We start from the raw sequence: 13,138 nt of genomic DNA on the forward strand, positions 1-13,138 counted from the left end.
TGTTCCGGTAGACTGTGCAACCCTGGCTGCCGGATCGGCCGGCTTCCCCCGGAAAGCGCGGCCGTGGCCCCCCGCTTTACCCGACGCGCCGCCCGCTCGCCCGATCGAAAAACAGGAGGTCCCGGGGCGCAATGGCGAACCGCGCCGGCTCGCCCGCGCGCATTTCCCGGGTCACGCCCGCCACCGTGAGCACCGTCTCCCCGAACTTCAGCGTCACGACATACTGATCGCCGAGGTACTCGCAGCCGATGACGCTCGCGGCAAAGCGCCCCTCCGGTTCGATCCGGATTTTCTCCGGCCGCACCGCCGCGGTGAGTTCTCCCGCCGGCGGCGCCGCCCCCAGCTCGCTCCGTGCAAACCCGAACACCGAGATCCCCTCGCCGTCGGCCGTCACCGGCACCGCGTTGATCCGCGGCGACCCGACGAACTGGGCGGCGAACAGCGTCGCCGGCTCGTTGTAGAGCTGCTCCGGGGTCCCGAGCTGGACCAGCCGCCCTTCGTGGAGCAGCCCGATCCGGTCGGCCATGGTGAGCGCCTCGGCCTGGTCGTGGGTCACGTGGATCATCGTCGTCCCCAGCCGCTTCTGGAGACCCACAATCTCCACCCGCATGCGCGCCCGGAGATCGGCGTCGAGATTCGACAGCGGCTCATCCAGTAGGAAAAGGGCCGGCTCGCGGATGATGGCGCGCCCGAGCGCCACCCGCTGGCGCTGGCCGCCCGAGAGCTGGCCCGGCCGAAGTTTCAACCGGTCTTCCAGCCCCAGCAGCGCCGCCGTCCGCGCCACCAAAAGCATGCGCTCCGCCCGCGACACCTTCGCCACTTTCAGCGGAAAGGCCAGGTTCTGCTCCACTGTCATGTGCGGGTAGAGCGAGTAGTTCTGAAACACCATGGCGACGTTGCGGTCTTTCGGCGGGAGCCGGTCGATCCGCCGCTCCCCCAGGAGGATCTCCCCCCGGTCGAGTTCCTCCAGGCCGGCGATCAGCCGGAGCAGGGTCGATTTGCCGCACCCCGACGGACCCAGCAGGACAAGCAGTTCCCCCGCGGCCAGTTCGAGCGACACATCCTCCAGGACCGACCGCCCGTCGAACTCCTTCCGGATCTCCCGCAGCACCAGTTCCGGCATTACTGCACCCCCGCGATTCGTCCGCCGCTGATCTCAAACCGTCGGCTCTGCGCCTGCAGGGCCGAAGGCGGCTGCCCGGCCGTCGTGAGAAAAAGCTGCTGGAATTCCGCCAGCTCGGCCAGGAGGGCCCCGATCCGCCTGTCGTCGAGCTCGGCGAATATTTCGTCCAGGAGCAACAGCGGGAGCGCCCCCCGTCGGGCCGCCAGCAGTTGGTACACGGCCAGCTTGAGCGCGATCGCCGCCGTCCGCATCTCTCCCTGCGAGGCGTGCGTCCGCGCCGGGTAGCCTCCGATCTCGATCGCCAGATCATCCCGGTGCGGCCCCACGAGCGACACCTGCATGGCCCGCTCCCGCTCCGTGTAGGAAGCAAGCTTGCGCTCGTACTGCGCGGCCATCCCCTCCGCCCCGTTGCTGTCGGTGACACTCGCGGCAGAAGCCCGGTAGGCAATCGTCATCTTAGAGCCGTGGGAAATCCGCTCATAGTGGCCGGCCGCCAGGGGCACGAGTTGCTCCAGAAAGCGCGCCCGCGCCGCCGTGATGGCCGCCCCCAAAGGCACGAGCACGGCGTTGAACGCCTCCGGCGCCGCGTTCATGCGCAGCGCCGCATTCTTCTGCGCCAGCGCCCGGCTGTAATCGCTTAGCTGCGCGATGTACCTCGGGGAGTACTGCGCGAGATAAATATCGAGAAACACCCGCCGCGCCGCGGGAGACCCCGCGAGAAGTTCCGTGTCCTCCGGCCCGGCCGTGACCGCGCAGAACCGGTCGTACAGCTCGGCCGGCCGAATCGGCACTCCCTCGACCGTGATCTTCTTCCGGCCGCCGGTCTGGTAGGCCACCGCGACCGCCTCCGTTTCCCCGTTGCGGCTGAGCCGCCCCTCAAGACGGAAAGTCTCGGTCCCCTGCTGCAGCATCACGCTGTCGGGCACTCCCCGGTGGGAACGGCCCAGGCAGAGCACGAAGATCGCCTCGATGAGGTTGGTCTTCCCCGAGCCGTTGTCGCCGTACAGAATGTTGACCCGCTCGCCGAATTCGATCGCCAGCGGGGCGAAGTTGCGAAAACCCTGAAGGTGAAGGGAGCGGAGTATCATACCAAAATGAAAAATGGCAGACGCTGCCATCTGCCATTATTCAGAATCCGCCTTTCATCGTCAGTCAGCCAGCCGCAGCGGCATTACGAGGCACAGGAAATCCTCTTTTGCTACATCCGGGCTGTACACGATGCCGGCCGAGACCGAGGTGGCCAGCTCGAATATCACCTCGTCACCGTCAATTTTCGAGAGGATCTCCGTGATGTAGTTCGCGTTGTAGCCGAGCTCGATCGCATCCCCCTTGTAGTCGCACTCCAGCGTCTCTTTCCCCTCGCCGCTGACATCGGCGTTGGTTGTCGAGAGCACCAGCGTGTTGTCTTTCAGGGAGAACTTTACCTGGTGTGTCAGAGCATTGGAGAGAATCGCCACCCGGCGTACCGCCCCGGCAAGGTCGTCCTTGTGAATCGTAAGCCGCTTGTCATTGTCCTGCGGGATTACCTGCTCGAAATTCGGGTAGGGCCCCTCAAGGAGACGGGAAGTGAGAATAATGTCGCTGAGGTTGAAGATGATGTTGTTCTCCCCGAAGATGATCCCGATCTCCTGATCATCGCCTGCGATAAACTTGGGAATGAGATTCAGCACCTTCGGTGGAATGATAACATCCTCGTACATCCCCTTCAGCTGTCTGTTCTCCGTGGCCATCTTGGCCAAGCGGTGGCCATCGGTGGCCACCATCTGCATTTTCTCCCCCTTCGTTTGCCAGAGCACTCCGTTGAGGGCCGGCCGCGTCTCATCATCCGAACAGGCGAACGTGGTTTTACGGATCATGTTGACGAGGCTGCCCGCCACGATGCGTATTTCCTTTTTCGTGTTGACGGCCGGCAGCTTGGGAAAGTCCTCCGGCGTTACCGAACCGATCTTGTACGAGCCGTTCGGGACTTTCAGTTCCACCCGTGACCCTACGGTCTCGACCGTGATCTCCGACTCCGGAAGTTCCTTGATGATCTCGAAGAGAATACGCGCAGGAACAACGGCCGCCCCTTTTTTCGTGACGGTCGCATCGAGGGAGGCGGTAATCGAGATATCGAGATCCGTGGCGGAGACTTTCAGTTTGTTCTCCAGCGCTTCGAGCAGAATATTCGACAAAATCGGAAGGGTCGACTTTGCGGGCACTACTTGGAGGATATGTTGGAGGTACTGCCCCAGTCGTGACTTCGGTAAGGTGAATTTCATCTCCGTGCTCTCCTGCAACGTAGCCTATCCCCACGTTGTCTCTTACAATATCCTTCTACTTATCTCACGAGTAACATTAATAAGGGCTGTGGGGTTGTGTACAACCCCTCGCCTTCCACTAATATGTCACCCGTACACTTTGCATGGCAACAATTTAAAACAAATCCCCATCCTTTTTTTATCCCAGCGTTATCCCCACAACAACCTCTCCCTTTCCGACTTCTTCCACAGTTCGCGTCCAAGCCGACCTGTGCGCACATCTTCCACAACTTCACTCCACATCTTGTTAGTACAGCAACGAGGCCGAGATTTGGTCGATTTTGTGCCGGAGATCCGGCTCCCGGGCCATGCGGCGCGAGATCAGGTCGCAGGCGTGGATGACGGTGGAGTGGTCCCGGCCGCCGAAGGCCGCCCCGATCACTTTGAGCGAGTTGCTCGTGAGCGAGCGGCAGAGGTACATGGCCACCTGGCGGGCGAGGACTACATCGGCGGTTTTCTTCTTGGCCTGCATCATGTGCGGCTCCACCTTGAAGTACTCGGCGGCTTTTCGCTGGATCGCCTCGATCTCGATTACTTTGCATTTCACCGAGTTGCCGCCACCGAGGACTTTCTCCGCCAGTTTCAGGTCGACCTCCTCCTGCCGCAGGGAAGCATACGCGAGCAGGCGGATGAGCGCCCCCTCGAGCTCGCGGATGTTGGTCTGCACCTGGTCGGCGATATAGCGCACGATGTTGTCGGGGAGCGTGATCCCTTCCGTCTCCAGCTTCTTGTAGAGGATGGCGGTGCGGTTTTCCAGGTCGGGCGCCTGGAGGTCGGCCACCAGGCCCCACTGGAAGCGCGACAGCAGGCGCTCCTCCAGACCCTTGATCTCGCGCGGCGGACGGTCGGCAGTGAGCACAATCATCTTCCCCAGGTGGTGGAGGCTGTTGAAAGTGTGGAAGAACTGCTCCTGCGTGGACTCTTTGCCGGAGAAGAACTGGATGTCGTCGATGATGAGGACGTCCACGTCGCGGTAGACCTTAGTGAAATCGGCGATCGTGCGGTCGGAGATGGAGGCGATGAAATCGGAAGTGAATTTCTCGCTGGTGGCGTAGAAGATCCGCTTGTTGGGGAAAGCTTCGAGGATCGCATTCCCGATGGCCTGGACAATGTGGGTTTTCCCCAAGCCGGTGCCGCCGTAAATGAACAGCGGGTTGTACTTGTTCAGACCGGGCGCCTCGGCGACCGCCTGGGCGGCTGCGAACGCGAACTGGTTGAAATCACCGACCACGAGCGAGTCAAACGTGTACTTCCGGTTCAGATTGTGATCGTGCCGCCGCCCAAGGGGCTGCGTTTGCGGAACCGGCAGCGGCTCCGGCCGCTCGGGCAGGGGCAGTTCCAGGTTGAGCGCGTTCTGCTCCGGCACCTCCGGTATCTGCGCGATCACAAACTCCAACTGATAACTCGACCCCAGCACCTCCCGGAACGCTTCATCGATAACCTCCCCGAAGTGGCCCTTGATCCAGTCGGCCACGAACTGGTTCGGCACCGCCAGGTAGAACTGGCCGTCGCCGTTGATGCCGCCCCGCGTCGGCTTGAACCACGTGTTAAAGGACTGTTCATTGACGCGCTGAGCGATATACCGCAGACAATCCTTCCACTGCGGTGAATTCGGAATGACTTGTGGCAGAGTCAAGACACTCGTCCCCTCGTTTGTATGATGTATAGTTGTCCACAGAACACCCTGTTGTCGTTAGGTGGGATAGCGCTGGAAACTTAGCGATCGTGCATATCTATCCACAGAGTTATTCACATGATGCGTTGTCGGGGGGGCTTGTAACGATCTATCAGAGAACAGCTTCCCTCACCCCCGGGAAAAACCGTCCACACACTGTCAACAATCGGGTGTCTGCGTCTATTCATGAGCATTGATAGACTAGCTCCTGCGGCTCGTCAAGCCCGATGTGGATTAATTTCCGCGCTTCCGGAAGTAATTACATTAGTGTCTCTTACCGCTCATGAAAAATCGGCCGCCCCGCGCCGCGCAACGGCCGAATGAGATTTTCTATAACCGGCCCCCGACAAACCGCACACTTCACATACGGTTATCACGACAATTCCGTGGCACAGATCCGTCCCCGCCACGGCGCGCTCCTCAAGCCGATTCGCTGCCGCTTTCCGTCAGCCGGCGAGGATCGCGCGCCGGTTGGTGGAGAAAGACACTTGCCAACAGGTACACGATGGAGACGCTGATCGCAGCATCGGCAATGTTGAATGTCCACCACCGCTCCAGCTCGTAGCCGGCGAGGTGGATGTCGAAGAAATCGATATCGATGAAGTCGATGACCTGGCCGATGCGGATCCTGTCGATGATGTTGCCAAGCGCCCCGCCGGCGATAAACGCCAGCGGATAGCACACCCGCGCGGCGCCGCGGTTGGCGAAGAGGTAGTACAGCACGATCCCAAGAATGATCAGCGAGGTGATGAGGTAGTAGCTGGAGGACGCCAGCCGCGTCCCCAGCGCCCCCCCTTCGTTGTACACGAGGGTGAACTGAACGAAACTGCCGAGCACGGCGACCGGCTCCCGCAGCGGCAGCGTCTGGACCGCCCAGAATTTCGTCGCCTGATCGGCGGCCGCGACCAGGAGGATCACCAGGGCGGGGGCGGTCAGCCGGCGGCTACTTCCGGCGGCCATGTTCCTCGGCTTCTTTGCAGGCAATGCAGAGACGGGCGTGGGGGACGGCCTCCAGGCGCGCCATCCCGATATCCTTCCCGCACTTGATGCACTTGCCGAAATCTTTGCTGTCCAGCCGCCGCAGCGCCTCGTCGAGATGGTAGAGGAAGCGCCCCGACTTCGACGCCTGCATGAACGCCATCTCGCGCTCCATGGCGTCGGTCGCCTGGTCCGCCATGTGGAACGAGTAGGAGGAAATGTCGCCGTCCGAATCCGTCATCGTCGTCGAGAAATTGCTCTCCAGCGTGTCCTTCATCTCCTCGACCAGCTTCTTCCGCTTCGCCAGCAGCAGCTTCCGCAGCTTCTCCTTCTCGGTTTTCTTCATGCCGTCGTCCCGGTTTTCAGTTTCCGCACAGCGATCCGGCTCGGTTCGCCGTTGATGTTCCACTCGGTACCCTCCGCCGGGTGCCCGTCGACCGTGAACTCGAGTTCCTCGGCGAGCGTCTCGCGCCGGATGAACTCGCCGAACCGCCGGACCGCTTCCGCCAGGCGCGTCGTCGACGCCACCCGGACGGCGATCCGGTCGGTTACTTCAAACCCCGAGGACTTGCGCATGTTCTGGATCTTGTTGACGAGTTCGCGCGCGAACCCCTCGGCGATCAGATCCTCCGTCAGCTCGGTGGCCAGCGCCACCGTCGTCCCCCCCTCGCTTTCGACCGCCCATCCGGCCTCCTCGCTCCGGATCACCTCGACCTCCTCCGCGCCCAGTTCGACCCGCCGCCCCTCGATCGCCAGCTCGATCCTGCCGGTCTCGGCCAGCCGCCGGACGTCAGCGGAGGCCAGCGCCGCGACCGCGGCCGCCGCCGCTTTCACCGCCGGGCCGAGCTTCGGACCGGCCGCCTTGAAATTCAGCTTGGCCGCGTACGAGACGAACCGGTCGATATTCTCCGCCGGCGTCACATCCTTGACATTGAGTTCGTCCCTCATGATCGGCGCATACTCGGCCACCCGTTCCCAGGGAATCTGGGGCGGCGCCTGGACCATCATGTGCGCCAGCGGTTGGCGCACTTTGAGATTCTTGCGCGCCCGCGCCGCCCGTCCGAGCGACACGATCCGCTCCACCAGCCCCATCACGGCCTCGAGCTCGGCATCGACCGCCGCCGCGTCGGCCTTGGGAAACTCGGTCATGTGCACCGACAGCGGGATCCCGAATTTCTCCCGCTGGGGCCCCATGAGCTCGGTCCAGATCAGCTCGGAGAGGAACGGGGCAACCGGCGCCGTCAGCCGGCACACCCCCTCGAGCACCCGGTAGAGGGTCAGGTAGGCGCGCATTTTCGACGGCTCGTCCCCCTTCGCCCAGAACCGCCGCCGGTTGTTCCGCACGTACCAGTTGGAGAGCTCCTCGATCACGAAATTCTGGATCTTGCGCACCGCCGGCGTGATGTCGTACCGATCGAAGCCGGCGGCCACCTCGCCCGCGAGACTGTGGTAGCGCGAGGTGATCCAGCGGTCGAACGGGGTCGGCTCCCCGGCCTTGTCCGCCAGAAAGGCCTCGACCGTCTGCCCGGCCGCGGCCGCCCGCGCCAGGACGTCGTCGATGTTGGCGTACAGGGCGAAGAACGAGTAGGTGTTGCGCAGGGTGTCGAAATACTTCCGAACCACCTCCTGCAGCGCCCCGAGGTCGAACTTGGTCGCCAGCCAGGGGTTGGAGGTCGACACCATGTACCAGCGCACCGGGTCGGCTCCGTACTCGGCCACCGTGACAAACGGATCGACCACGTTCCCCTTGTGCTTGGACATCTTCTTCCCGTCCTTGTCCAGCACCATCTCGAGCACGAGGACGTTTTTGAAGGCCGACTGGTCGAAGAGCATGGTCCCGATCGCCAAAAGCGAGTAGAACCACCCGCGCGTCTGGTCGACCGCCTCGGAGATGAACTCCGCGGGAAACTTGATCGCGAACTCCTCCCGGTTCTCGAAGGGGTAGTGCCACTGGGCGTAGGGCATCGCCCCCGAGTCGAACCAGACGTCGATCACCTCCGGCACCCGGGTCATGGTTTGGCCGCAGGCACACCGGAGCTTCACCTCGTCCATCATCGGCTTGTGCAGGTCGACCTCGGCCGGTACGTCGATCCCCTCCTGCCGGAGCTGGGCGATCGACCCGACCGCCGTGATACGCCCGCACTTCTCGTCGTCGCACACCCAGATCGGCAGCGGCGTCCCCCAGAAGCGCTCGCGCGAGAGCGCCCAGTCGACGTTGTTCTCCAGCCAGTTGAGCATCCGTCCGGTGCGGATTTCGTCCGGCTGCCAGTTGATCGCGTTGCTGTTGCGGATCAACTGCTCCTTGAACTGCGTCGTCCGGATATACCACGACTGGCGCGCGATGTAGATCAGCGCGCTGTCGCACCGCCAACAGAAAGGGTAGTTGTGCTCGTACTGCTCTTTCTTATAGAGGGCCCCGGTTGCCTTGAGGTCGCGGATGATCTCGGGATCGGCGTCCTTGATGAACTTCCCGGCGTATTTCCCCGCCACCGCTTTGAATATCCCGTTGGGCTCGATCGCCTGGAACACGGGGAGGCCGTGCTGGAGGCCGACTTCGTAGTCGTCCTGCCCGAATCCCGGGGCGATGTGGACGATCCCGGTGCCGTCCTCGAGCGTGACAAACCCGCCCGTGATCACGACAAAAGCCGTGTCCGCCTGGTCGGTATAGAAATCAAAGAGCGGCCGGTAGCGGCGTCCGAGGAATTCGCTCCCCCGCCATTTCTTGAGCGCCGGCTTGTCCTCCCCGAACACCCGCGGCACCAGGGCCTCGGCCAGCACCAGCTTCTCCCCCTCGTGCTCCACCAGCACATAGGTCGCCTCCGGGTGCAGGCAGAGCGCGGCGTTCGACGGCAGCGTCCAGGGGGTCGTCGTCCACACCAGGTACTTGAAATCCTCGTCGGCCGCCGGGACTTTGACATAAATCGAGGGATCCTTGACCAGTTGGTACCCCTGGGCCACCTCGTGCGAGGACAGCCCCGTCCCGCACCGGGGACAGAACGGCACCGTCTTGTACCCCTTGTACAGCAGGTCGCGGTCGTAGAACGTCTTGAGGATCCACCAGACCGTCTCAATATACTCGTTGGTGAGCGTGACATAGGCGTCGTCGAGATCGATCCAGTACCCGATCCGCCGTGTGATTTCGTTCCACTGGTCGAGAAAGGTGAACACCGACTCCCGGCATTTGGCGTTGAAATTCCCGATGCCGTATTCGAGCACCTGGGATTTGGTCTCCAGCCGGAGCTGTTTTTCGACTTCGATTTCGACCGGGAGCCCGTGGGTGTCCCAGCCCGCCTTGCGGTCGACCCGGAACCCCTGCATGTGTTTGTAGCGGCAGACCAGGTCTTTGACGGTGCGGGCGATAACGTGGTGGATCCCCGGCCGTCCGTTGGCTGTCGGCGGCCCCTCGTAGAACACGAAGTGGGGCCGGTCGTGGTGGGCTTTCTGGGCCTTGTGGAAAACGTCGTTCTCGTCCCAGAAGCGGAGGATCTTCTCCTCGGCGGCCGGGATCGTGAAGTTATCTTTGAGACTGTCGAATTTCATAATCAGTTACACACGCGCCGGCTAAGCGGTTTTCCGATAGCTTGATAGTATACGGAAAGCAGTCCCCTGCGGCAAGCGCGTTTTTCGGCAACTCCGCGTTCCGGTCGAAAGTGCTTGCGCCGGCTCCTCCCGGGCCGTTGACTACATCCCGAAGGTGCTGGCCTCCGGGGGTGGCGTCGCTGCCGCCCCGGTTGGCCGGACTGCAGGGTTTCGAAATCCGAGCTTTTCCGCAAGGAGTCATGTATGCGTACCATCGCGTTTGTGGCCATCCTCCTGCTGCTTGTCGGCGGCTGCGGCGACGAAACGACTAATAACATCTACAACACCGACACTGCCGCCGGCGGAGTTTTCGGCCGCGTCTCCCCGCCGGAAGCCGGCGTCCTTGTCAGCGCCTGGCAATCCGAGCAAATCGCGTCGACGGCGACCGATGCCGAAGGTTACTTTACCCTTGAGAACCTGCCCCCGGGTTTGTACGAAGTCCGCTTTGCCGCCTCGGATGATCGGGAAAAGGTGCTGGGCGGAATCGCGATCGAAGGGGCCGGGTTCATCAACCTCGGAAGCATCATTCTCGCCAGTTCGTGGCCGATCGTTTCGTTCTATCCCGCCGATGGCGACACGGTTGTCCCGGCGGCTACTTCTCTCGAGCTGAGATCGGAAGTCGAACTTGACCTGTCCTCACTCGATGATGCCGTGGTCATCACGCCACCCGTCAGCGACTCGTGGTCGCGAGGCTATGACTATTCGGGCAGATCGTACATTTACGCTCTCGAGCCTACGTCCGGCCTGCTCCCGGACGAGAACTATCATGTACACATAACGGAGCAGTTGGCGCTGGCGGACGGCGGGCCGTGGGGTGATACGCTGAGTTTCTCCTTCCGCACCGCCCCGATGGCTCTCACCGAAATCAACTCCTCCTATGATCTCGCGGATCTCTCACCCGGTCACTCCGGATGGCTCTGTGATCTTCGGTTCAACGCCTATGTAGATGAGTCCACTCTCCTGACCGCCGTAAGAATCGAACCCGATGTCCCCTTCACGGCCAGCCTCTCCCAGTCGAACCTCTACACGGTGCGCATCGAGGTCGAAGGCGACTTCGCGTGCGGCGCCGACTACTCGATCATTGTCGATACCGCACTCCATTGCCTTGCGGGTGCCGGACGTGCCACCCCGGACACCATCGGGTTCCATACGGAACCGCTTCGGGTAGTGTATAGGTCATACAACTACTCTCCCAATGCGCTCCCGCCCAGGCCGCAGACGCTGTTCGAGTTCGATTACAATTCCGACCTGGATCCTGAGACCGCCGAGGACGCCGTCTCCGTTGACCCTCCTCTGGAGCTTCAGGTGGAGGTAAGCTCCGATTACTACAGTGACACTAGGGAACTGCGGGTGAGCATACTCTCTCAACCGACGCCGGGCGAGACATATACCGTGACCATCGATTCTACCCTGGCATCTTCTCACGGCGGGACGACGGAAGCCGATGAAATGGTCGTTCTCAAGATCCAACCGCTGACTGTGACGCAAATTGCCGTCAGTAACGGATCGGGGTTTTACGAGACACAAACGACGCTCAGCCCGTTTGGAGCTTTCTACGCACGGATTCGGTTCAATGCCGAAGTGGACGAAAATGCCCTGAACGACGCCGTCACGATAGATCCCCCCCTTCCCGGCTTCTGGTATTTCGCTGAAAGCTACTATGACGTCGGATATTATGACTTCTTCCCGACACAGCCGGTACAGCTCTTTCCGGAGCAATCCTTTACCATTACCATCGACGGGGATGCGCCGTTAATCGGCAGTGCCGCCTTGGGCGAGGACAAGGTGTTCGCGTTTGGTGTAGCTCCGGTAGCGGTAGCCGGCGTCTATCCTGCACCGGGAACGCGGACTTTCTACTGGTACGATGATCCGTATTTCCGGTTCAACGCGCCAATGGAGCGGACGAGTACGGAAAGCGCCATCCGCTTCACCACAATGACCGGGACCCCGGTCAACGGGGTGTTCCAGTGGTCGGATGGTGATAAGCGGGTGAGTTTCAATCCGACGGCAAGTCCCGTGGTGGGACAGGCCTACGTCTTCCATGTCGACACGAGCGCCGCCAGCGTCGCCGGGCCGCATCTGAAATACGCCGATTCCACATTCTTCACGGTGGGCGAGTACTAGCCCGCAGCGAGGGAGTCCCTGGGGATCCCGACCCGGGCGGTAGCGAGATGGCAAGAGCCTCCGGGCTCTTGCCTTCTCACTGGCGCTGCGCCGCATCCGGCATCCTCCGCGCGGGAGCAGCGTAGTAGCCCTCCCGCCCCGGGCCGTACTCCGCGCAACATCCCGACTTCGCCGTCGGCCTCACTTCGGCCAGCCGCCCGAGGACAGCCGGCTGTTGTACACCTCGTGCGTTATCGCTTCGATAGGCTCGATTTTGCCCTCCCGGTCGCGGCAAATGAGCCGGTATCGTCGTTGTATCGGTATCGAGATCACGTCGCGCTGGCCCATGGTGATCAACCGCTTGCCCTTCAAGTCCTCATACGGTTTTCCGCTTTTCAGGTCCTCTATTACCCGCAGGACGTTCTCCGCGACACCTTTCGGCAGATGATCCAGCGGAATCGGGGAGGCGCGCAGCCGCGACTGCCAGTCGCCCTTGATTTGCGCGACTTTCTGTCGCTCGGCCTCGGCCGCCGCACAGCGATGGCAGTATTTTCCTTTACCGGCATGTCCGCAGGGGAAAGACTTTCGTTGTCCGGCCATGGTCACCCTCCTCGCCCGCGGGGTTCTGAGGCTCCCCGTCGGCCCCAGTCTATGCAAAAAGGGACCGAATCTCGGCCCCTTCTTGCTTCGCATTGTCCGGTGGCTTTACCAACCGCCCCGATCGCCCCCCCGTCCGCCGCTCCGGCCTCCGCGTCCGCCGCCGTGGCCTCCGCGTCCGCCGCCGCCGAATCCGCCGCGTCCGCCGCCGCCGCCCCCGCGCTCTTCGCGCGGGCGCGCCTCGTTGACGCTGATCGCCCGGCCGTTCATCTCCTGTCCGTTCAGAGCGCTGATCGCCGCGATCGCCTCGCTCTTCGTGGGCATCTCCACAAAAGCGAATCCGCGGGACTGCCCGCTGTACTTGTCGCTAATGATGTTCACGGACGTGACCTCGCCATGGCTAGAGAAAGCCTGGCGCAACTGCTCCTCTGTCGTGTCGAACGACAGATTGCCGACGTAGATATTCATTCCACTCTCCACTCGCGTTCGCCCCGATGGCGGCCGTTGCGGCCATCACCGGAGAAAACACATTCAAGCGCACTATTGCGCATCGGTCCCGGGGTCGAGCTTTTTCGGAGATTCAACGGTATTGAGAACACTTCGAAAAGCGAATACGGCAACCGCTATTGTTAACTACTATACGCTAGGATCGGCCGAAAGTCCACCAAATTTAGCGGTCTCCTGTCCATTTTCGCCTCCCCGCCGCCGGTCCGCGCTTATTGTTTGTTTGCCAACGGGTTGTCGCACTGTCCGCATGGCTCGCCCCCCCGGGAATCCGCCCTG

General features: G+C 62.1%; 10 protein-coding genes. 1 reads left to right on the plus strand and 9 read right to left on the minus strand.

Going from position 1 to position 13,138, the window contains the following annotated elements:
- Positions 1–76: 76 nt before the first annotated feature.
- The 7 genes from KA261_06770 to KA261_06800 all read right to left on the minus strand — a co-directional run bounded on the left by KA261_06770 (position 77) and on the right by KA261_06800 (position 9,616).
- The gene (locus tag KA261_06770; protein MBP7697498.1) at positions 77–1,123 is read right to left on the minus strand and encodes an ABC transporter ATP-binding protein; all 1,047 of its coding nucleotides are present in this window, start codon (positions 1,121–1,123) and stop codon (positions 77–79) included.
- Positions 1,123–2,211 carry a DNA replication/repair protein RecF gene (locus KA261_06775; protein MBP7697499.1) on the minus strand — a complete coding sequence of 363 codons (1,089 nt, stop codon included), beginning with the start codon at positions 2,209–2,211 and terminating at the stop codon, positions 1,123–1,125. The genes KA261_06770 and KA261_06775 overlap by 1 nt, the downstream gene beginning before the upstream one ends.
- Positions 2,212–2,271: 60 nt before the next feature.
- Positions 2,272–3,384, minus strand: coding sequence for a DNA polymerase III subunit beta (gene dnaN / locus KA261_06780; protein ID MBP7697500.1), 1,113 nt, complete (start codon positions 3,382–3,384; stop codon positions 2,272–2,274).
- Positions 3,385–3,670: 286 nt separating this feature from the next.
- Complete coding sequence (gene dnaA / locus KA261_06785; protein MBP7697501.1) at positions 3,671–5,041, minus strand: chromosomal replication initiator protein DnaA; 1,371 nt, start codon at positions 5,039–5,041, stop codon at positions 3,671–3,673.
- A 477-nt stretch (positions 5,042–5,518) separates the two neighbouring features.
- Positions 5,519–6,058: a signal peptidase II gene (gene lspA / locus KA261_06790; protein MBP7697502.1), complete on the minus strand. Its 540-nt coding sequence runs from the start codon at positions 6,056–6,058 to the stop codon at positions 5,519–5,521.
- Positions 6,042–6,422, minus strand: a complete 381-nt coding sequence (locus tag KA261_06795; GenBank protein ID MBP7697503.1) for a TraR/DksA family transcriptional regulator — start codon at positions 6,420–6,422, stop codon at positions 6,042–6,044. Before KA261_06795 ends, lspA begins: the two co-directional genes overlap by 17 nt.
- Positions 6,419–9,616: an isoleucine--tRNA ligase gene (locus tag KA261_06800; protein ID MBP7697504.1), complete on the minus strand. Its 3,198-nt coding sequence runs from the start codon at positions 9,614–9,616 to the stop codon at positions 6,419–6,421. The genes KA261_06795 and KA261_06800 overlap by 4 nt, the downstream gene beginning before the upstream one ends.
- Before the next feature lie 243 nt (positions 9,617–9,859).
- Between KA261_06800 and KA261_06805 the strand changes: the two genes are divergently transcribed.
- Positions 9,860–11,779, plus strand: coding sequence for a carboxypeptidase regulatory-like domain-containing protein (locus KA261_06805; GenBank protein ID MBP7697505.1), 1,920 nt, complete (start codon positions 9,860–9,862; stop codon positions 11,777–11,779).
- A 180-nt stretch (positions 11,780–11,959) separates the two neighbouring features.
- On the opposite strand, the gene KA261_06810 is transcribed toward KA261_06805, so the two are convergent.
- Entirely contained in the window at positions 11,960–12,364 is a 405-nt protein-coding gene (locus tag KA261_06810; protein ID MBP7697506.1) for a hypothetical protein, read from the minus strand.
- Positions 12,365–12,463: 99 nt separating this feature from the next.
- Complete coding sequence (locus tag KA261_06815; GenBank protein MBP7697507.1) at positions 12,464–12,823, minus strand: RNA-binding protein; 360 nt, start codon at positions 12,821–12,823, stop codon at positions 12,464–12,466.
- Between the last annotated feature and the right edge of the window lie 315 nt (positions 12,824–13,138).

The sequence above is a fragment of the Candidatus Zixiibacteriota bacterium genome (assembly GCA_017999435.1).
In the GTDB taxonomy this organism is placed as follows: domain Bacteria; phylum Zixibacteria; class MSB-5A5; order GN15; family FEB-12; genus JAGNLV01.